Origin of the sequence: Microtetraspora glauca (assembly GCF_040656155.1) — a bacterium.
GTDB classification, from domain to species: domain Bacteria; phylum Actinomycetota; class Actinomycetes; order Streptosporangiales; family Streptosporangiaceae; genus Microtetraspora; species Microtetraspora glauca.
Genome location: NZ_JBFALK010000001.1, coordinates 217,792 through 237,800 on the forward strand (window position 1 = coordinate 217,792; position 20,009 = coordinate 237,800).

15 protein-coding genes are annotated in these 20,009 nt (G+C 71.8%); 5 read left to right on the forward strand and 10 right to left on the reverse strand.

From position 1 onward, the window contains the following. Positions 1-51 precede the first annotated feature (51 nt). Both AB0I59_RS01120 and AB0I59_RS01125 read left to right on the forward strand, forming a co-directional pair. Entirely contained in the window at positions 52-3,159 is a 3,108-nt protein-coding gene (locus tag AB0I59_RS01120) for a bifunctional glycosyltransferase/CDP-glycerol:glycerophosphate glycerophosphotransferase (protein WP_358128803.1), read from the forward strand. Positions 3,160-3,206: 47 nt separating this feature from the next. Continuing rightward, a complete protein-coding gene (locus tag AB0I59_RS01125) occupies positions 3,207-4,745 on the forward strand; it encodes a glycosyltransferase family 39 protein (protein WP_358128806.1) in 1,539 nt (512 codons plus the stop codon). Here AB0I59_RS01125 and AB0I59_RS01130 read toward each other — a convergent pair. Then, the gene (locus AB0I59_RS01130; protein ID WP_082776541.1) at positions 4,712-6,265 is read right to left on the reverse strand and encodes a stealth family protein; all 1,554 of its coding nucleotides are present in this window, start codon (positions 6,263-6,265) and stop codon (positions 4,712-4,714) included. The genes AB0I59_RS01125 and AB0I59_RS01130 overlap by 34 nt on opposite strands. A gap of 154 nt (positions 6,266-6,419) precedes the next feature. On the opposite strand from AB0I59_RS01130, the gene AB0I59_RS01135 reads away from it, so the two are divergent. The 3 genes from AB0I59_RS01135 to AB0I59_RS01145 are packed head-to-tail and all read left to right on the forward strand — an operon-like array spanning position 6,420 to position 9,423. Then, the gene (locus AB0I59_RS01135) at positions 6,420-7,316 is read left to right on the forward strand and encodes a CDP-alcohol phosphatidyltransferase family protein (protein WP_358128809.1); all 897 of its coding nucleotides are present in this window, start codon (positions 6,420-6,422) and stop codon (positions 7,314-7,316) included. Then, positions 7,309-8,355: a sulfotransferase family protein gene (locus AB0I59_RS01140; RefSeq protein WP_358128812.1), complete on the forward strand. Its 1,047-nt coding sequence runs from the start codon at positions 7,309-7,311 to the stop codon at positions 8,353-8,355. The genes AB0I59_RS01135 and AB0I59_RS01140 overlap by 8 nt, the downstream gene beginning before the upstream one ends. A 27-nt stretch (positions 8,356-8,382) precedes the next feature. Further along, positions 8,383-9,423 (forward strand): sulfotransferase family protein, encoded by a 1,041-nt coding sequence (locus AB0I59_RS01145; protein WP_061253287.1) that lies wholly within the window; start codon positions 8,383-8,385, stop codon positions 9,421-9,423. Here AB0I59_RS01145 and AB0I59_RS01150 read toward each other — a convergent pair. The 9 genes from AB0I59_RS01150 to AB0I59_RS01190 all read right to left on the reverse strand — a co-directional run bounded on the left by AB0I59_RS01150 (position 9,413) and on the right by AB0I59_RS01190 (position 20,000). Beyond that, a complete protein-coding gene (locus AB0I59_RS01150) occupies positions 9,413-10,498 on the reverse strand; it encodes a glycosyltransferase (protein WP_358128815.1) in 1,086 nt (361 codons plus the stop codon). The genes AB0I59_RS01145 and AB0I59_RS01150 overlap by 11 nt on opposite strands. Further along, positions 10,495-13,344 (reverse strand): bifunctional glycosyltransferase/CDP-glycerol:glycerophosphate glycerophosphotransferase, encoded by a 2,850-nt coding sequence (locus tag AB0I59_RS01155; protein WP_358128818.1) that lies wholly within the window; start codon positions 13,342-13,344, stop codon positions 10,495-10,497. Before AB0I59_RS01155 ends, AB0I59_RS01150 begins: the two co-directional genes overlap by 4 nt. 97 nt (positions 13,345-13,441) lie before the next feature. After that, positions 13,442-14,338 (reverse strand): SRPBCC family protein, encoded by an 897-nt coding sequence (locus tag AB0I59_RS01160; protein ID WP_358128821.1) that lies wholly within the window; start codon positions 14,336-14,338, stop codon positions 13,442-13,444. A 160-nt stretch (positions 14,339-14,498) separates the two neighbouring features. Further along, a complete protein-coding gene (locus AB0I59_RS01165) occupies positions 14,499-15,362 on the reverse strand; it encodes an FAD binding domain-containing protein (RefSeq protein ID WP_358128824.1) in 864 nt (287 codons plus the stop codon). Then, a complete protein-coding gene (locus tag AB0I59_RS01170) occupies positions 15,359-17,803 on the reverse strand; it encodes a xanthine dehydrogenase family protein molybdopterin-binding subunit (protein ID WP_358128827.1) in 2,445 nt (814 codons plus the stop codon). Before AB0I59_RS01170 ends, AB0I59_RS01165 begins: the two co-directional genes overlap by 4 nt. Next, positions 17,800-18,297: a (2Fe-2S)-binding protein gene (locus AB0I59_RS01175; protein WP_061253290.1), complete on the reverse strand. Its 498-nt coding sequence runs from the start codon at positions 18,295-18,297 to the stop codon at positions 17,800-17,802. The genes AB0I59_RS01170 and AB0I59_RS01175 overlap by 4 nt, the downstream gene beginning before the upstream one ends. Before the next feature lie 77 nt (positions 18,298-18,374). Next, positions 18,375-18,827, reverse strand: a complete 453-nt coding sequence (locus AB0I59_RS01180) for a nuclear transport factor 2 family protein (protein WP_061253291.1) — start codon at positions 18,825-18,827, stop codon at positions 18,375-18,377. Positions 18,828-18,864: 37 nt separating this feature from the next. Further along, the gene (locus AB0I59_RS01185; RefSeq protein WP_358128831.1) at positions 18,865-19,056 is read right to left on the reverse strand and encodes a ferredoxin; all 192 of its coding nucleotides are present in this window, start codon (positions 19,054-19,056) and stop codon (positions 18,865-18,867) included. Beyond that, on the reverse strand, positions 19,053-20,000 hold the full coding sequence (locus AB0I59_RS01190) for a pyridoxamine 5'-phosphate oxidase family protein (RefSeq protein WP_358128834.1): 948 nt from the start codon (positions 19,998-20,000) through the stop codon (positions 19,053-19,055). The genes AB0I59_RS01185 and AB0I59_RS01190 overlap by 4 nt, the downstream gene beginning before the upstream one ends. Between the last annotated feature and the right edge of the window lie 9 nt (positions 20,001-20,009).

Sequence of the window (20,009 nt, forward strand, 5' to 3'; positions counted from 1 at the left end):
GGGTACGACGTCCGCCCGATCCCGACAGGTGATCGCGGGCATTCTGGCCGCGTGCGTACGGCTCCCAGACTCTCGGTGATCGTTCCGTTCTGTGACGTGGAGGAGCATTTCGAGGACTGCCTCGGCTCGCTGCGCGCGCAGACGCTCACGGACGTCGAGTTCATCCTCGTGGACGACGGTTCCACCGACGCCGGGCCGTCCATCGCCAGGGCGTACGCCGCCGCCGACTCCAGGTTCACGATCGTCGGCGGGCCGAAACGCGGCGCGGGCCCGGCGCGTGACGCCGGGATCGCGCACGCGACCGGCGCGTACCTCGCCTTCGCGGACGGTGACGACATGGTCCCGGAGGACGCCTACCGGACCATGGTGGAGTCGCTCGACGAGACCGGATCCGACCTGGCCTGTGGCGCGGTGACCCGGCTGCGGCAGGACGGGTCGGTGAAGTCGCGCGTCGTCCCGCCCGGGTTCGCGACGACCGTGCCGCGTACCCACGTCAGGGTGAACCGGGACCTGCTCCAGGACCGGCACGTGACGAACAAGGTGTTCCGCCGGTCCTTCTGGGACGCGCACGGCTTCGTCTTCCCCGAGGGGTTGTACGAGGACGCGCCGGTCGCGATCCCGGCGCACGTCCTGTCCGCCGCGACCGACGTGCTCAGCGACGCCGTGTACCTGTGGCGTTCCAGGCCGGGCTCGGCGCGCGATCGCAGGGGAGACCCGGACCGCGTCGCCCGGTCGCTGGCGTCGGCCGCGACGGTGTCGGCGTTCCTGGCCGAGCGCGCCCGCAAGCTGCGGCGACGGCACGACCAGCACATCGCGGAGACGGAGTTCCCCCTCCTCCTCGACATGCTCGCCACGGCGCGGGCGGGGGTCGCGAGGAGGCTGTCCGACCGCGCGCGGGCGTCCCTCCAAGCGCTCCACCCCGCCGCGGCCGACGAGTTGCCGGCGCTCCAGCGCCTCCAGATCCACCTCCTGCGCGAAGGCATGGTCAAGGAACTGGCGGTCGTCCAGCGGTTCGCGCGTACGGAGATCGACGATCACGGCGTGGTGCGGAGCGGTCTGCGCGACCCGCGCTGGTACTTCGACTATCCCTTCCGCGGTGATCCCCGCGTCCCCGACGCGATCTACGAGGCGGGGCCGGAACTGCGGGCCCACGCCATGGTCGACGACGTACGGTGGACGGGCCGGCTGCTGCGGATCACCGGGCACGCCTACCTCTGCCGCGTGGACAGCAAGCTCTGCGACGTCGAGGTCTGGCTCGAATCCGGTGACCGGCGGATGCCGCTGAAGGCGGGCCGCGCTGAGCGGCCGGACGTGACCGCCGAGTCCCGGCAGTCCGCCGTCTCTCACGACAGATCCGGCTTTGTCGTCCAGCTCGACCCAGTTCGGATCACCGAAGGGACGTGGACGCTGCATACCCGCGTGTCCACGCGCGGCATCACCCGCGACGCACGCGCGGCCGGCCACCGGGACGCGGGCCGACGGGGCTTCCACGTGGGCGGCGTCGAGGTGTCCCTCACCCGTGAAGGCGGGCTGGTCCTCGCGGCCCGCGGCTCCGGGGACACCGCCGTGCTCCACCCCGCCGCCGTCCCCGTGGCGGGCAGGATCACCGGCGTCCGGTGGACGGAGGACCACGAGCTGGTCCTGACCGGGGAGGGCGAGAGCCGTACGGACCGGATCGCCCTCCTGCTCGGGAGCTCCGGGGGCTCCGGGGGCTCAACGGACGCGGGGGACCCGGACAATCCGGGAGAGCGGCACGAATGGCCGGTCAGGTGGTCGGGCGGGCGCTTCACCGCGACGATCGGCGCGACCGCGGACGGGTTGCCCGTGCGCGGCGGGCGATGGCGTGTCCTTCTCGGGGACGGCCCGCTCGCGCTCGGCCCGGAACTGCTCGCCGCCCCGCCGGAGCCGCACACGACGTCCGTGCACCGGATCTCCTTCCTGCCCGGCCTCGGCGGCGAGCTCGCGCTCCTGGTCAGGCCGGCGCTGCGCCCGGACGAGCGCGGCAGGTACGCCCTGCGCAGGCTCCGCGGCACGCGGCGCCACCATCGCGCGCGGATCAGGGACGCGGTGCTCTTCGACAGCTACGGCGGGAGCCAGTACTCGTGCAACCCCCGGGCGATCTCGGAGGAGTTCCAGCGTCGCGATCTCGGCACCGACCTGATCTGGGTCACCAGGGACGGCCAGTTCGCGGTCCCCGAGGGGGTCCGCACCGTCCTGTACGGCTCCCGCGAGCACGAGGAGGCGCTCGGGACCAGCCGCTTCGTCGTCGCGAACCGGCGCACCCAGCCGTCCTGGTACGTCGATCGGCCGGACCAGACGTTCGTGCAGACCTGGCACGGCACCCCGCTCAAGTGCCTGGGCCGCGACGTCAGGGGCAAGCCGCTGGCCAGCCGCGACATCTACGAGGGACTCGACCGCTACTCCACCATGTGGGACGTGCTCGTGTCGCCCAACCCGTTCTCCACGCCGATCCTGCGGCGCGCCTTCGGCTACGAGGGCGAGGTCCTGGAGTCCGGGTACCCCCGCAACGACGTGCTGCTGCGGCCTGGACGGGCGCACCGGGTGCGCGGGGATCTCGGCCTTCCGGACGGGACGCGCGTGGTCCTCTACGCGCCGACCTGGCGCGACGACGAGCACTCCCGCCGGGGGCGCGTCGACCTGGAGCTGGAGGCCGGCCGGGTCGCCAAGGCGCTCGGTGAGGACACCGTCCTGCTGGTCCGCGCCCACTATCTGATGGCCGGGCGGACAGCGATGCCCACGGTCGTCCCCGGGGCCGGCGGGGGATCACCCGGCGGACTCGCCCTCGATGTATCGAGATTTCCCGACATGGCGGACCTGCTGGCCGTCACCGACGTCCTCGTCACCGACTACTCGTCGGCGATGTTCGACTTCGCCTGCACGGGACGGCCGATGGTCTTCTTCGCCTACGACCTGGAGCGGTACCGCGACCAGATCCGGGGCTTCTACTTCGACTTCGAGAAGGAGGCCCCCGGCCCGATCGTCCGTACGTCGGACGAGGTCGCCGACGCGGTCGGCGAGGCGTTGCGGCACGGAGAGCGACTCGGCCGTGCGGCGCGCTACCGGGACTTCGCGGTGCGGTTCTGCCCCTTCGACGACGGCCACGCCTCCGAACGCGTCGTCGATCGCATGTTGTCCTGACCTCTCCCCGCGGCCGAAACCCGGGGTTCCTCGCTTCAGGAGTCTCGATGAGCCATTTCCCGGCCGGCGCGCTCGCGTGGCCTCTCGCGCTTCCCCGCCGGAGGAGCGGCGCGACGCTCCTGCCGCCCGGTCTGGTCGCCCTGGCCGCCGGACTGTGGGGCCTGGACGGCCCGCCCATCTGGCGGGACGAGGCCGCCACCGTCAGCGCGGTCGTCCGTACGCCGTCCGAGCTGCTGGACCTGCTGAGCCGGGTGGACGCCGTCCACGGCGTCTACTACGCGTTCATGCACGTCGTGGCCGGTGTGTTCGGCACGGGTGACATGGCGCTGCGCCTGCCCTCGGTGCTCGCCGGCGTGCTGGCCGCGAGCGGGCTCGCCGCACTCGGGCGCGCCCTGGGCAACGCCCGCGCCGGCCTGTACGGCGGGCTGCTCCTGGCCGTGATGCCGATCTTCTCGCGCTACGTCCAGGAAGGCCGGCCGTACGGGATCACGATGGCCGGAGCAGTCGGGGTGGCCCTCCTGCTCGTGCGCGCGCTCCGCGCGCCCTCCTGGCGGCGCTTCCTCCTGTACGGCGCGGCCGTGGCGGGGCTCGCCTACCTGAACCTGTTCGCCTTCCTGGTCGCCGGCGGGCACGGCGTGTACGTCCTGGCGGAGGCGTGGCGGGGGCGCGGGTCCTCGCACCCGGATACGCGGCGCACGGTCACACGCTGGTGCGGAGCCGCGGCACTGGCGATGGCGGCCGTCCTGCCGCTGGCGTGGATCTCGTCGGGTCAGAGCGGGCAGGTCGGCTGGATCCGGTCTCCCGGCCCGGAAGAACTGCGGCTGCTCGCCATCCGGATCTTCGGTGACCTCGGCACGACGAACTCGGCGTGGGCGGGCATCGCGCCGCTGGTCCTCGCGCTCGCGCTGTACGGTCTCACCCGGTGCGGGGCGGTCGCCCGGCCGGCGCTGCCGTGGCTGCTGGTGGCCCCGCTCGCGCTGCTGGCCGTGTCGTGGGCGGTCCACCCGGTCTTCGTCTTCCGCTATGTGCTGTGTTGCGTGCCCGCGGCCGCTCTGCTGGCGGGGGCGGGGCTCGCGGCGCTGCCCTGCCGGCTCGCGGTTCCGCTGCTCGCGGTCGGGATCGGGCTGGCCGTCCCCGGTCATCTCGCGACGCGGGGACCGGACGGACGGCAGGACAACCCCGAGCCGCTCATGTCGGTGCTGGCGAGCGCGGCGCGGCCCGGCGACGCGGTCGCCTTCGCCCCCGGGCTGACCAGGAAGTACGCCGTTGTCTATCCCGGGATCTTCGACCGCCTGGACGACGTGCTGCTGCGCAGGTCACCCGAGCGGGACGGCAGCTTCTCCGGGCGGGACGTGCGCCGCCGCGCCCAGGCGAGGCGCCTGGACGACGTGCGGACGCTGTGGGTGGTCGGCTACGCGAGGAAGATGCGGGCCACCGACTGGGGAGACGACCTGTTCCCCGAATCCTTCGAATGCACCGGACACTGGATCTCCGGCGGCTTCGCGATGGCCCGCTGCACGAATCAGAACAGCACGCATCAAGACGGCACGAATCAGGACAGCTCGAACGCGTTGGGCGTCGGATAGTAGGCCTCCAGGAAGCGCATCAGCAGCGCGTCCTGCTCCTCGGTCGTCGGCGCCGTGTCGTTCAGGCAGAAGGCGTCGTGCTTGCGTTTGGCCAGCATACGGCGCAGCTTGGCCGGAGTCTCCTCCAGCGCCAGATCGACGTACGTGTAGTCGATCATGCCGGGCGCCGCGCGCCCGGTCAGATACGCGTAGTAGTGGACCAGCGACGACACCACCGAGATGTCGCTGGACTCGCGGAAGGCGCCGCGCGCCGTCGCCGCGAAGTCCTCGGCGAACCGCTCCTCGACCTCGTACAGGAGGGACCGGCGCAGGGCGTAGGGGACATGCTTCATCTTCTGGGTGAGCGTCCGCCCGGCCAGGGCTTCGAGTATCCGCCGGTTGTTCATGCCGGCCGCGTGGACCGGCGACTCCTCGTCCGCGGGGGAGCCGAACGGCACGTGCACGATGCTCGGGAAGAAGTGCGGCATCCCGTTCCCCTCGAAGAACGTGTGCGCGGGCAGCGGCCGTCCGAGGAAGAAGTCGTCGTTGAGGTAAAGGAACTGCTCGGACAGCCCGTCGATGTGGTGCAACTGCGTCTCGATCGCGTGCGAGTTGAACACCGGCAGCACGGACGGGTCGCCGAAGATCTCCTTGTGGTCCACGACCGAGACGAGCGGGTCGGAGGTGTCCAGCCACGGAGGCCGCTGACCGTCGGTGACCACCCACACCCGATTGACCCAGGGCGCGTACGTCAGGAGCGATCGCAGCGAGTAACGCAACTCGTCCCTGCTGACGAAACGGGCGTCGGTCGTGGCGAGCTCGCTGAGCCCGCCGGTCAGCGCCAGGTCCCTGCGGGCGCGCCAGGCCGGATCGGAGCCGTCGACCCAGGTGTAGACCGCGTCGATCGGGAAGTCGATGTCGTCGATCAGGCGGCGGGTGAACTCGGGCCGTGTGGGATAGCCGCCGATGCTCCGCGACGGCGACACCAGGTTGTTGAACAGCTCCTCGCCGCCCTGGACGGTCTCCCCGTGCGCGGGCACGATGTCGCAGGACCGGTTGGGGCGCGGCGCCACCAGCATGTCTCCCTCGGGCGCCCAGAACTCCAGGTCGCAGCCGTGCTCGGCGCCCAGGGTGAGGGTGTGCGACGGGCTGGTGAAGTAGAGCGCGACCCGCACCACGCGGGCGTTCTCCAGCGTTCCCGCGCGCCGGAGCGGGAGCATCTCGCCCACCTCCGTCGACCGCTCGCCCCGCCTGCCGTACGGCTGCCGCCCGGCGAGGAACGGTTGTCCGCATTGGGCCAGAGCTGACAACGCCTCTGACCGGTGGGTCGTCGCGACCGCCACGGCGGGCGGCCTGCCCCGCGGTGGACGGACGCAGAAGTACGGCACGCCGGCGCTCGCGAGCGCCGAGCACACCAGCCCGAAGGTCTCCCGTTGCGCCTGCAACGGGCTCGCGTCTTTCCTGATCAGTGCGGTGCCCGGCGTGGTCCCCCCGGCGAGCAGGCGCGTTCGCAGCCGTCGATACAACGTTCCAACCGGCATGATCTCCCCCCGGGACAGGACTGTAACCGATGACCGTCACGCTCGCGGGACGCTTTGACGAGGTCGGGGGGAGAGTCAAGAACTGGCAACGAGTTGACCTTCCTAGCACCGATTCGCATGTAGATGGCTACTCAACGTAGTCATGCTGGCGTGCATGGGAAGCTTCACGCTGGACGATGTTCTGGCGGTGCGAAAGCCCAGGGACTCGTGGTGGACCGTCTTCCTGGTCGATCCGATCGCCTGCCGACTCGCGCTGCTGGTGGCCAATCACACCTCGATCACCCCCAACGGGCTGACCCGGTTGTCCATGGTGCTCGGCCTCACCTCGGCCGTGTGCTTCGCCCAGGAGTTGCTGATCGCGGGAGCGGTTCTGTTCTTCGTGAGCTTCACCGTCGACTGCATGGACGGGAAGATCGCGCGACTCAAGGGCAACGGGACGCCGTTCGGTCTCTGGCTGGACTATGTGGGCGACCGCATCCGAGTCCTGTGCTGCGCGTTCGGCATCGCCTCCGCGCTGTACGCGCGGACCGGTGACCTCGTCTACGTGGTGGCCGGCGCCGCGATCGTCGTGCTCGACCTGTTCCGCTACATCAACGGCCCGCAGCTCAAGCGGGTCCGGGACAGCACGAGGGCGGCCGCCAGGGAGAGCGCGGGAGCCGAGTGCGTCTTCATGGACGAGCTGCTCGGCGCCGCCCCCGGGAGCAGCACCGAGCAGGTACGGCGCGACTTCGAGCGCGTCGGCGACGAGGACGGCCGTGCGCTGGTGGACCTGCAGAGGGGCTTCCGGGCGCAGTTCCCCTGGTACGACCGCGTCCGCATGTTCCTCGTGGCGCACCGCGTCCGCTCGCACGTGATCAGCGGCATCGAGTTCCACGCCGCGGTCTTCGTGATCGGACCGGTCCTCGGTGCCGTGGGCTGGCTCTGGAGTTCCGCGGTGACGGGCGCGTTGCTGCTCGCGTTCGAGTGCGTCCTCGTCTACCGGGCCTGGCTGGCGACCAGAGAGGTGACCCGCGCCGTGCCGGTAAGGGAAAGGGAGAAGGTTCTTGTCTGAACGGCCGATCTTCGTCGTGGGGTGCCCGCGCTCGGGTACCACCCTCCTCCAGCTCATGTTGCACGCCCATCCGCGGCTGGCCGTGCCGCCGGAGACCCGCATCGTCGTGCACGCGTACAACAAGCGGCACAAGTACGGCGACATGCGGCAGGCGGCGAACAGGCGCAGGCTCGCCGAATGGATCGCCGACGGCAGCCGCACCCAGTTCGCCGACCTCGGCGTCGACCGCGACGACTACGTCACGAGGGCCGTCGAGGGACCGGGCAGCCTCGGCTCCGTCGTCGGCCTCGTCTACCAGATGTTCGCCGAGCGGTTCGACAAGCCCCGATGGGGCGACAAGCGGCCGCCGTACATCCGCCATCTCGACGAGATCCTGGCCATGTTCCCCGACGCCCAGATCATCCATCTGATCAGGGACGGCCGGGACTGCGTGTCCTCGCTCAAGGAGATGCCGTGGTTCGGCGAGGACATCTACCACGCGGCGCACCGCTGGGCCGAGGCGATCGACCTGGGCCGGCGCGCGGCACGCAAGTTCTCGCCCGACAGCTACCACGAGCTGCGGTACGAGGACCTGACCGCCGACCCCGAGCACGAGCTGACCCGGCTGTGCGCGTTCATCGGCGAGGAGTACCACCCCGCGATGCGGGAGCCGTACCGGGTCGCGGACGTCGTGCCGGAGCGCAAGACCTGGCACGTCAACACCCGCTCGGAGGTGACGACCGAACGGTCGGGCACCTGGGCGGAGCGGCTGGAGCCGTGGGAGATCGGACTGTGCGAGGCGGTGCTTGGGGAGCGCCTTCTCGACCAGGGTTACACGCTCAGCGGGGCGCCGCAGCCGGCCCGCGAGCACCTGGCGGCCTACCGGAAGGTGGCGTCGCGTTTCCGCAGGAAGCGGTGGCAGAAGGGCGTCACCGAGCGGTTCGACCGGATGCGCGAGCCCGGCCCCGTGGCGGCGCTGCTGACCGAAGGGCAGCGCGCGATCGCGGGACTTCCGGAGCGGCCGAGCCATCGGCCGGCGCACCGAGTCGCCGCACGCTGAGTTACCAACACAGGGGGATTGATTCACATGCAGTCGGACAGGCCGATCTTCGTCGTCGGCTGCCCGCGCTCGGGCACGACGATGCTGCAGCTCATGTTGCACTCCCACCCGCGCATCGCGGTTCCGCCGGAGACGCGGTTCCTGGTCCCGGCCTACTTCTCGCGCAAGTCGTACGGGGACATGCGGCAGGCGGAGAACCGCCGCAGGCTCGCCGAGTGGATCGCGAACGGCAGGAACACCAAGTTCCGCGAGCTGGGCCTGGACAAGGCCGAGTTCATCCAGACGGCGATGATGGGACCGGGCAGCTTCGGCTCGGTCATCGGGACGGTCTTCAAGAGCTACGCCGAGCGTTTCGGCAAGCCCCGCTGGGGCGACAAGCGGCCCAGCTACTTCAAGCACGTGGACATGCTGACGCGCATGTTCCCCGACGCCCAGTTCATCCATCTGGTCAGGGACGGGCGTGACTGCGTCGCCTCCCTGAAGGAGATGCCCTGGTACACCCTGGACAGCTTCCACGCCGTGTCCAACTGGGCCGAGGCCATCGACTTCGGCCGGCGCAACGCCCGCAAGCTCCCCGCGGACACCTTCTACCAGCTCCGGTACGAGGACCTGACGGCCGACCCCGAGCACGAGCTCAGGAAGCTGTGCACGTTCATCGGCGAGGAGTACGACCCGGCGATGTGCGAGCCCAGGCACGTGGCCCGCGTGGCGGTGCCCGCGCACAAGGTCTGGCACAGCAACACGCACGGCGACGTCACCACCGCGCGCTCGGGCAGCTGGTCCTCCCGGCTGGAGCCATGGGAGATCTCTCTCTGCGAGGACGTGCTCGGTGAGCGGCTCGCGGCCTGCGGGTACGAGCTGAGCGGCGCCCCCAAGGCGGAGCGCCGGCACCTCTCCGCGTACAAGGCCGCCGCGGGCAAGCGGAAGGCCGCGCGCTGGCGCAAGGGCAACCGCGACCTGCTGGTCCGGCTGCGTGAGCCCGGCCCGATCGCGGCCCTCCTGACCGACGGTCAGCGCACCCGCGCCGGCCTCCCCGCGCAGCGTCCCCGCGAGCTCGTCAACGGCTGACGTGCTCGAACAGCGACGTCCAGCGGTCGAGCACGTGTTCCAGCCGGAACCGCTCCGCGTGCAGGCGGGCGGCGGCACCCAGCCGCCGCCGCTCGTCCGCCGAGCCCATCAGCCGTGACAGCGCCGCGGCGAGGGCCGGGACGTCCGCCGGGGGGACGAGCAGGCCGGTGCGTCCCGGCACCACCAGCGCGCGTACGCCTCCGGACACGTCGAACGCGGCGCACGGCACCCCGTACGACGCCGCCTCCCCGATGACCAGCGGCAGCCCCTCGTGCTCGCTCGACAGCCCCACCACCGACGCCTTGAGGTATTCGGCCGGCATCCCCGCCGCCGGTATCCGCCCCCTGAAGACGACGCTGCTCGCGACACCCTCCGCCGTCGCGTGCAGCCGGAGCCGCTCCTCCTCGGGCCCGTCCCCGATCAGGTGCAGCTCCCAGCCCGGGGCCCCTCCTGTACGGCGTGCCGCCGCGAAGGCCGAGATCAGCCGGTCGAACCGCTTGACCCCGGCCAGCCTCCCCACGCCCAGGATCCGACGGCCGCCGACGGACGCCACCGTCTGCGGCCAGCCGGGGAGCGGGTTCGGCAGGTGGCAGGTGTTGGGCAGCAGCGCCGCCTCGGAGAAGCGCCTGGCGTCGTCGGCGCTGAGGAAGACCGCCTGGTCGAGCGCGCCGTAGTGCGCCCGGACCGAGCGGAAGTGCCACGAGCCGAGGGCGTGGTCGAACGAGCCGTGATACTGCCCGATGCCGAGGTGGCGGTGCGGCGCCAGCAGGTCCCGCATCCTGGTGACCACCGCGGGTGAGGTCATCACGACGTAGCAGGGGCCGACGCCGGACAGGAGCCGCGTGACGGCGCGCCGGTCGGACCGGCGCCAGGCCCGTTCTGGCGGCGTGGCGCCGATCACGTGGTGGTCGTACGCGGGCCGCTCCACGTAGCGGACGGGGTCGGCTGACCGGTGCAGGCCGGCCACGTGGACCTCGTAGCCGCGCTCGGCCAGGCCCTGCGCGACGGTGTGCGTGACACGCTGGATCCCGCCCAGGGTGTCGGCGTCCATGCAGGTGAACAGGACGGTTCTCACCGGGCCGCCCATTTCCGGACCGGCCGCTTCCGGCGCCTGCGGTCGGGGAAGGCCGGGGCCAGGATCGCCGCGACGAGGGACCGGGCGAACGACGGCCGCGGGACCACGGCCCCGGCGAAGAACGCGTCGACGACGCGGGCCGCCGCCTCTCCCGTCTCCCGGGCGCACCACATCCGGCGGAAGGCCGCGTATCGCTCCGCGTACCGGGCGTGCCAGGCCGCGTGTGGCGCCGCGTGCTGTGCGCCGTGTGGTGCCGCGTGTGGTGGCGGCCCGAGGTCGCGCAGCACGCGGACGAGCTCATCCGTGGTGGTGACGCACGGGCCGGGGGCGATCTCGGGCAGGTCGTGGTGGACACCGCGCTCGGCCCGGCGGTACTCCTCCCAGTCGTCGGCGAAGAGCACGATCGGCTTGCCGGTGACCGCGAAATCGCACATCACCGACGAGTAGTCCGTCAGCAGCACGTCCGCGGCCAGGATCAGATCGTTGATCTCGGGATAGCCGCCCGCGGGCCGGACGAAATGGCGCAGCCGCTCGGGCACCGCGAACCGCTCCACCGGGTGGGTACGCAGGACCAGCACCCATTCCGGGTACAGCTCGGCCGCCAGCCGGTCGAGGTCCGCCCGGACCGACCGGCCGGAGAGCTTCGCGCGGTCCCGGTAGGTCGGCGCGTACAGCAGGATCCGGGCCCCCTCACCGATCTCCAGTCGTTTCCTGGCCCGCGCCGCCGCCGCGGCGTCCCCGCGTACCAGCACGTCGCAGCGCGGCGAGCCGTACCGCAGCAGCGGGCCGGAGTACTCGTTGGCGGGCAGGAAGATCCGCTCGAACTCCGCGCTGGGGGCGACCAGGGCGTCCCAGCGGGCTACGTTCGCCCGCCACTCCTCGCGCGGGCCGGGGAAGTCTCCCCTGAGGTCCGGCGAGTTCAGCCCGACCGACTTGGAGCCCTGACCGTGCCAGGTCTGCAGGTAGCGGGTGCCGGGCGGCTTGGGGAAGCCCAGCGGCATGCCGTGGCTGTCCACCCACCAGCCGGCCCGCGCCATCGTCCACAGGTAACGCCAGCTCATCCGCCGGACCTTGGTCACGTCGCCGGGGAAGTTGCGCCGGTTCGCGGACACCGACCAGACCGCCTTGAGCGGCAGCTTCCTGCGGCGGACCTCCTCGTGGACGTACCGGGGATGCCCGGTGTAGCCCCTGCCGCAGTCGGACTCGAACAGCACGAGGTCACGCCGCCGGGGGACGACCCGGATCAGTCCCCTGTAGATCCGCAGCTTGAGGTTCCGGTACCCCGGATGCCCGATGATCCTTCTGCGCAGGGCGAGCAGCCGCGGCACCACGTGCCGGAGCGGGCCGCGCCGCTCCCACACCGTGCGCAGCAGGGCGCTGTCGCCCGCCGGCCGTACGGTCACGCGGTGCGTCGCCGTGGACGCCGTGAGCGGCGGCATCGAGGGGTCGGCGAGGAGGGGGTCGCCGGTGGTGTGCCCGTCCGCCCTGGTGAAGGACACCTTCGGGTCATGGGCACCGGCCCACCAGAACGCGCGGGGGTTCGCCCCCGACAGATCCACGTCGGCCCGGATGAGGTACCCGCCGTCCGCGTGCTCGTGTGGCGAGAGCCGTACACGATGGGGGCCGAAGACGAGGTGGGCCACCGACGGGTGGCGGTCGAGCACCGAGAACGGGTCGTAGGTGCGGATCGTGAGGGAGAGGACGGAACCCTTCACGGACGCCTCGGTGACCTCGTGCCTGATCCGGGTGGCGGTGAACGGCAGTTCGGCGAGCCGCATGGCCGTGATGTCGAGGGCGGGGTCGGCCTCGCGTCCCCAGTAGGTCCGGCCGTCCCGCGTGAGCGCCTCGCGGGGGGCGGCCCGCGCGCCGGTGAGCGAGCGCGCCGCCACGCGCAGGTCGTCGACCCGGTCCGCGAGGATGAGCGCGGCGCACACCCGGACCATCGGTTCCGCCCGGTCCAGGACCCCGGGTTCGAGTGCCGCGAGGTACGGACGGACCACGGCGGCGAACTCCTTGGCCCACACCGCGTCGAACCTCGGCAGCGCGTTGAGGTAGACCCGGAGGTCCTGGGTGACGAACCGGTGCTGCCGCTCGGGCACGAGACAGTCCAGGCCGCCGCGCCGGAGTATCCGGTCGGCGGCCTCCGCCGCGACCACCCGATGCCGCGCGTTCTCGATCGCGCCGAGGCGGAGCGAGATGGACGCGTCGCCGCCGGGCGCGCGGTGCCACAGATAGACCGGCCACGGTACGACGGCGAACAGCCTCGCCGCGCGGTAGAGGGCGGCAGTGAAGATGTGGTCCTCGTAGAGCACGTCCTCGCGGAACCGCAGGCCGTGCTCGCGCAGGAAGTCGAGCCGGTAGAGCTTGTTGGTGGAGAACCCGTCGAAGAACATCGCGGGGTCGGCGGCGATCCCGGGGACGACCCGCCGCCTGCGGAAGAGCGAGGGATAGTAGGGCGCCGTCCTCCCGGTCTCCTCGAACAGGCGCGAGATCTGGCCGGTGACGAAGTCGGCGCCGGTCCGCTCGATCTCGGCGAGCAGGCTCTTGCAGGCGTGCCGCGGCAGCTCGTCGTCGCTGTCCAGGAACATGATGTACGGCGCGCGGGCCGCGGCCATTCCGGCGTTGCGCGGAGCCCCGCAGCCGCCGCTGTTGGACCTGCGGCGGATGTACCTGACCCGGGGCATGTCGCGGACCGCCCGGTCGGTGCCGTCGGTGCTCGCGTCGTCCACGACGATGATCTCAAGGTTGCGCAGCGACTGGTGGACGAGCGAGTCGACCGCTCTGGGGAGCCTGGCGGCGTCGTTGTAGGTGATCACGACCACGGTCACATCCGGCCGCACCGCCATGCGAACCCCCCGAACGCCGGTTCTGACACTCGGGGTGTTCCCTCACGTCTTAGTGGCTTGTCCCGGCTCGAGAGAAGATGACGGGATTTTTGCTGGTTTAGCGGGAGAAGCGGCGGCGGATCAGATAGATCACGAGTGCGACGCCGGCCAGCGCGCCCACCACGGGGACCAGCCGCTTGAGCAGCGGTGCTCCGGCGACACGCAGCAGGTCGAGTGCCTCCTCATCGGCCGTCCTCGACGCCTTCGCCGCCCGCGCCGTACGCGTCCCGGCCGGAGGCTCGGGCGGGGACGGCACCGCCGCCAGGTGCCGGTGCGGCGTCGGCGCGGCGGCCGGGGCGGGCTCGCCGCGCCCGCCGGGCTCGCCGCTCCTGCCGGGTTCACCGGTTTCCTCAAGGGTGGCGCCTTCCGCTTCCAGAGCCGCCTCGGGAGCGCCGGTCTCCTCGGAACCGGTCTCCTCGGGCCGCGCCGCGCCGCCGTCGCCCTGGACAGGCGCGGGTCTGGTGGACGCGACGGGAACGGCCGCGACCACCCCCCGGGCTCCAGCTCCCTCCTCCAGGAGGGCGGCGAGGTTCCCGGCGAAGCGGTCGATCAGCTTGGCGCCGACCTCCGCCATGACACCCCGGCCGAACTGGGCGGGCCGCCCGGTGACGTTGAACGACGTCTCCACCCGCACCCGGGTGTGGTCGCCCTCGGGGATCAGCTTCGCGTGGACCGTGGCTCCCGCCGTACCGGCTCCGCGAGCCTCCTTGCCGGACGCCTTGAGCGTCAGCGTGCGCGCGTCCTGGTCGACGTCCTCGAACGACGCCCTGCCCTGGTAGGTCACGGTTATCGGGCCGACCTTGACCCGCATGCCGCCGGTGAAACTGTCGCCCTCGACGGACTGGAGCGTCGCTCCCGGCAGGCACGGCGCGACCCGCTCGACGTCCAGCAGCACCGGCCACGCCCGCTCGACCGGGACCGGCACCGTGAACTCGTGCTCGAACCGCATTGCCATGGGACGACTCCGTTCCGTCGGCTGCGCCAGCCCTTCCATCTGCGACAGTACGACCCGGGTGCCCGTCGCCGCCACAGGATGAACGGGACGGCGGTGCCGGGGCACCCGGGGGCGTCGGCACGCGGCGCCCCCGGCCCGCTCGCGCGGGCACCGCGCCGGGTCAGCCGGTGCCCGCCGCGGCGAGGAGCGCCCGGTGGGTGAGCACCCGGGCCAGGTGCCTGCGGTAGTCCGGCCGCGCGTGGAGATCGGCCGGCGGCTCGGTGTCCTCGTCCGCCCGCGAGGCCGCCGCGCGAAGTGCTCCGTTCGCGCCGACTTCGGCGCCGCGCGCGGACTCCTCCACCCCGGTCGCGCGGACGGGTGTCGCCCCCATGTTGGTCAGCGCGACCCGCGCCTCCTCGATGGTGCCGTTCGACCGGCGTACCGCCGCCGCGACGCCGACGATCGCCCACGCCTGGGCCGTACGGTGGAACTTCTCGTAGTGGAAGCCCCATCCCGGGCCGAGCTTGGGCACCCTGATCCCGGTGAGGATCTCCCCGGGGTCGAGCGCGGTCTCCAGATAGTCGAGGAAGAAGTCCGCCGCGGGGATCACGCGTTCCCCGCCGGCCGACCTGGCCACGAACTCCATGTCCAGCGCACGCGCCACGGCCGGGAGGTCCCCGGCCGGATCGGCGTGCGCCAGCGAGCCGCCGAGCGTGCCGCGATGCCGTACGGCGGGGTCGGCGACGGTCGCCGTCGCGAGCGCGACCAGCGGGCAGTGCTCCCGCACGATCGGCGAGGTGACGACGTCGTAGTGCGTCGTCATGGCGCCGATCAGGACGTGGTCGCCCCGGTCGGCGACGCCCCGCAGCTCCTCGACGCGGCCCAGGTCGACGAGCGTGCCGGGATAGGCGAGCCGCAGCCGCAGCAGCGGCAGCAACGACTGGCCCCCGGCGAGGACCTTGGCCTCCTCGCCCTGGTCGTGGAGCGTCTCCAGGGCCTCGTCCAGCGACGACGGCCGCACGTAGTCGAACGACGCGGGGATCACGCCGGACCTCCTTCCGTGGTCTGCGCTCCCGCCCGGGGAGCCGTACCGGCCTGGTCGAGCACCCGCCAGACGCGTTCCGGGGTGCAGGGCATCGCCACGTCCTGTACGCCGCGCGGCCGAAGCGCGTCGACGATCGCGTTGACGACGGCGGGGGTCGAGGCGATCGTTCCGGCCTCGCCGACGCCCTTGACGCCGAGCGGGTTGGTGGTGGCCGGCGTCTCGGTGCGGTCGGTGATGTAGTCGGGCAGGTCGGCCGCCGACGGCAGCAGGTAGTCGGCCATGGTCGTGGTCAGCAGGTTGCCGTCCGCGTCGTGCACCGCCTCCTCGAACAGCGCCTGGGCGATGCCCTGCGCGATGCCTCCGTGGACCTGGCCTTCGACGATGAGCGGGTTGACGACGCTGCCGACGTCGTCCACCGCCACATAGGAGCGGATCTTCGTCGCGCCCGTCTCGGTGTCCACCTCGACCGCGCACAGGTGCGTCCCGTGCGGGAACGAGAAGTTGTCCGGGTCGAAGGTCGCGTCCGCGTCCAGGCGCGGCTCGAAGCCGTCCGGGAGGTTGTGCGCCGCGAACGTGGCGAGCGCGATCTCCTGGATCGTCCGCGAGGCGCCCGTTCCGCGCACCCGGAACTCGCCCCGGGAGAACTCGATGTCGTCGGGCGACGCCTCCATCAGGTGCGCCGCGACCTGCTTGGCGTTCTCCTTGACCTTCTCGCACGCCTGGACGACCGCGACGCCGCCCACGACGAGCGAGCGCGAGCCGTAGGTGTCCATGCCCTTGTGCGAGGAGGACGTGTCGCCGTGGATCACCGCGACGTCCTCGAACGGCACCCCCAGGGCGTCGGCGACGATCTGGCTCCACGCCGTCTCGTGGCCCTGGCCGTGCGGGCTGGTCCCGGTGACCACCTCGACCTTGCCGGTGGGCAGCACGCGCACTCCGGCGTGCTCCCAGCCGCCCGCGCCGTACGCGAGGCTGCCGAGGACGCGGCTCGGCGCGAGCCCGCACATCTCGGTGTACGTCGAGACGCCGATGCCGAGCTGGACGGGGTCGTCGCGCTCCCGCCGGTCGGCCTGTTCGGCGCGCAGCTTGTCGTAGCCGAACAGCGCGAGCGCCCGGTCGGTGGCCGCCTCGTAGTTGCCCGAGTCGTAGGTCAGCCCGCAGATCGTGGTGTACGGGAACTCGGAGTGCCGGATCCAGTTGCGCCGTCTGAGCTCGATCGGGTCCATGCCCAGCTCGGCCGCGAGCTCGTCCACGGCCCGCTCGATCGCGAACGTGGCCTCCGGCCGGCCCGCCCCGCGGTACGCGTCGGTCGGCATCTTGGTGGTGAAGACGCCCGTACAGGTGAAGTCGTAGGCGTCCATCTTGTAGATGCCGGAGTACATGAACGCGCCGAGCAGTGGAACGCCGGGCGTGACCAGCATGAGGTAGGCGCCCATGTCGGCCAGCAGGTCCACCTTGACGCCCCGGATCCGGCCGTCGGCGTCGGCGGCGACGCTGATCCGCTGGAGCTGGTCGCGGCCGTGGTGGACGGTCAGGTTGCCCTCGGAACGGGACTCCGTCCACTTGACCGGTTTGCCGAGGCGACGGGTGATCAGCAGGCAGAGCACCTCCTCGGCGGTCACCTGGAGCTTGGAGCCGAAGCCGCCGCCCACGTCGGGGGCGATGACGCGCAGCTTGTGCTCGGGGATCCCGGTGGTCAGCGCCAGCATCACCCGCAGCACATGCGGGATCTGGGTCGCCGAGTGCAGGGTGAAGGAGTCGCCGTCGGTCTGCGCCACGACCGCCCGAGGCTCCATCGCCGACGGGATCAGCCGCTGCTGGACGTAGGTGCGGTCGATCACCACCGCGGCGTCGCGGAACGCCGCGTCGATGTCGCCTTGGGCGAACTTCCAGGTGAACGCCTTGTTGCCGGCCTCATGGACCTTGGGGCTGCCCTCGTCGAGCGCCGCCGTCATGTCGGTCACCGCGTCGAGTGGCTCGTAGTCGATCTCGATGGCGTCCAGGGCGTCGGCCGCCTTGTAGCGGTCCGTGGCGACCACGCAGGCGACGGCCTCACCGACGTAGCGGACCTCCGTCACCGCCATCGGCGGGTGGTCGGGGATGACGATGTCCTCGCTGACCGGCCACGCGCAGGGCAGGCTGCCCTGCTCGGCGGCGAAGTCCTGGCCGCTGTAGACCGCCACCACGCCCGGCTGGGTGCGCGCCGCCGACGTGTCGACGCGGGTGATCCGCGCGTGCGCCATCGGGCTGCGCAGGAACGCCACGTACAGCATGCCGGGAAGCTGGATGTTGTCGGTCCACTGGGTGCGTCCCGTGACCAGGCGGGCGTCTTCCTTGCGCCGCCGGGCCCGGCCGACCTCGCGGCCGCCGCCGGGGCCGCCGAGCAGGTCGCCCTCCTTGATCTGCCGCGCCACCACGCCGGCGTCGAGTTGCTCGGTCATGGCGTCGCCATCCCTTCCCGCGGCATCTCCTGCGACATCTCCCGCGCGCCCCGCCGTACGGCGCGGACGATGGTGCAGTAGCCGGTGCACCGGCAGAGGTTGCCCTCCAGCCCTTCGCGTACGGCCTCTTCTGAGGGGTCGGGGTCGTCGTGCAGCAGGTCGATCGCGGCCATGATCATGCCCGGGGTGCAGTAGCCGCACTGGAGCGCGTGCTCCTCGTGGAACGCCTTCTGCATGGGGTGCCACGTGCCGCCGGTGGCCAGGCCCTCGATCGTGACGACGTCGCCGCCGTCCGCCTGGACGGCGAGCACCGAGCAGCTCTTGACGCTCCTTCCGTCGAGGAGCACCGTGCAGGCGCCGCAGTTGCTCGTGTCGCAGCCGATGGGTGTGCCCGTCTTCCCCAGTCGATCTCTCAGGAGGTGGACGAGGAGAAGGCGCGGTTCCACCTCCTCGTCGTATCGGATGCCGTCGACGGTGACGGAGATTCGGGGCATAAATCCCTCCCGGACAGGAAGTGAGACCGGATATTTGCGAACGTACGCCGCTGTTTGCCCCGGTCAACCCCCCAATCTCAGGCCAGGGGGAAAGTTTGGCCCCGCTCCTCGGCGGGCCGGGAGCCGAAGATCCGCCGGTCGCGCTCGTCGATCCGCAGGTCGTTGATGCTCGCCTCCCTCCGGCGCATGAGCCCGTCCGCGTCGAATTCCCACAGTTCGTTGCCGTAACTCCGCCACCATTGGCCGCCGGCGTCGTGGCACTCGTACTGGAAGCGCACCGCGATCCGGTCGCCGCTGAACGACCACAGGTCCTTGCGGAGCGCGTAGTCCAGCTCCCTGTCCCATTTGCGGGCCAGGAACCGCTCGATCTCCTCGCGGCCCGTGACGAACTCGTCGCGGTTGCGCCACACCGAGTCGGGTGTGTACGCGAGGGCGACGACCTTCGGATCGCGGGTGTTCCAGGCGTCCTCGGCGGCCTGGACCTTGGTGCGGGCGGTCTCCTCGGTGAACGGAGGAACCGGTGGCTTCATCGTGATGTCCTTCCTGTGTGGGCGCCGGCGTGTCGTCTCAGTTCTGGAAGGAGATCGCCTGCACCGGGCAGAGCAGGGCGGCCTCCTCGACGGCCGGCAGCAGCGACCCGTCAGGCTCGGTCACGTAGCGCAGCTCGTCGTCCTCGTCGAGTTCGAACACGTCGGGCGCCGCGAAGACGCACTGGGCGTGCACCCTGCAGAGTTCCCTGTCGACGTCGACGCGCATCATCGGCTCCTCACCGGGGGGTTGAAACGGGAGTACTTCTCGAAGGTCCAGCGCAGCGGGCTCGCCCCGCCGACCTGGACCACCTCCTCGACGTCGAACCCGACCAGCCGCTGCGCGCCCGGCACGTCGCCGGGATCCCAGTCGACCCGGGCCCGGCCGGTCAGGTGCAGCGCGTCGCCGGTGGTCCAGTCGAGGAAGAGCAGCCCGGCGGCGGGGTTCAGCTCCAGGTTGCCGAGCGTCATGTACATGGAGTTGCCGACGTAGTCGGGCCAGACGAGCCGGCGCTCGTCCACGACCCGGACGAAGCCGGGGTTGCCGCCCCGGTGGGACACGTCCGAGCCAAACCCGTCCGCGTGCGTGGCGACGAAGAACGTGTCCGCGCCCTCGATCCACTCCCGGTGCCGGGGGGCGAGCACCGCCGTCCTGTACGTGCCCGCCGTCGAGGTGGCCGGGTCCTCCGCGACATCGCGGGTCTGGAGGTACTTCGGGCAGTTCGCGTAGACCTGTTCTGTGGTGACGATCAGGCTGTTCCCCTCTCGGCGGGCCCGGCCGTTGATCCGCATGCGCCGCCGGGTGCTGGGCTCGATGGCGAGCATGCCGATGTCGTGCCCGGTGCTCTGCCCGGTGCTCTGTCCGGTGTCGCGCCCGGTGGCCGGTTCGGTGGCCGGTTCGCTGTCGAAGACGCCGGACAGCGGGTCGTTCGCGCCGGGCAGCGCGTCGATCACCACTGTGCGCGGTCCCCGCGCCGTGGCGAAACCGGCGGGCCCGGTCAGCGGGCCGGCCCAGACGCGCCCGCCGGGGCCGGCCGTACCGATGACGAGCATGCGCTGATCGGCCAGGAAACCTGCCGCGACGTCGGGGATGTCCGGCCGGGTGCCCGCCGACCCCCAGTTCTCCGCGCGCACGCCCGCGCGGCGCTGGACCGCGGCCTCCCCGGTGTGCCGCATCCTCGTCTC

Bases quoted from the DNA above. Each gene is read 5' to 3' on its own strand.
- AB0I59_RS01155 (WP_358128818.1), bottom strand. From the start codon at position 13,344: ATGGCGGTGCGGCCGGATGTGACCGTGGTCGTGATCACCTACAACGAC.
- AB0I59_RS01185 (WP_358128831.1), bottom strand. From the start codon at position 19,056: ATGATGCGCGTCGACGTCGACAGGGAACTCTGCAGGGTGCACGCCCAG.
- AB0I59_RS01125 (WP_358128806.1), top strand. From the start codon at position 3,207: ATGAGCCATTTCCCGGCCGGCGCGCTCGCGTGGCCTCTCGCGCTTCCC.
- AB0I59_RS01190 (WP_358128834.1), bottom strand. From the start codon at position 20,000: ATGCGGCACACCGGGGAGGCCGCGGTCCAGCGCCGCGCGGGCGTGCGC.
- AB0I59_RS01130 (WP_082776541.1), bottom strand. From the start codon at position 6,265: ATGCCGGTTGGAACGTTGTATCGACGGCTGCGAACGCGCCTGCTCGCC.
- AB0I59_RS01170 (WP_358128827.1), bottom strand. From the start codon at position 17,803: ATGACCGAGCAACTCGACGCCGGCGTGGTGGCGCGGCAGATCAAGGAG.
- AB0I59_RS01145 (WP_061253287.1), top strand. From the start codon at position 8,383: ATGCAGTCGGACAGGCCGATCTTCGTCGTCGGCTGCCCGCGCTCGGGC.
- AB0I59_RS01180 (WP_061253291.1), bottom strand. From the start codon at position 18,827: ATGAAGCCACCGGTTCCTCCGTTCACCGAGGAGACCGCCCGCACCAAG.
- AB0I59_RS01175 (WP_061253290.1), bottom strand. From the start codon at position 18,297: ATGCCCCGAATCTCCGTCACCGTCGACGGCATCCGATACGACGAGGAG.
- AB0I59_RS01135 (WP_358128809.1), top strand. From the start codon at position 6,420: ATGGGAAGCTTCACGCTGGACGATGTTCTGGCGGTGCGAAAGCCCAGG.
- AB0I59_RS01160 (WP_358128821.1), bottom strand. From the start codon at position 14,338: ATGGCAATGCGGTTCGAGCACGAGTTCACGGTGCCGGTCCCGGTCGAG.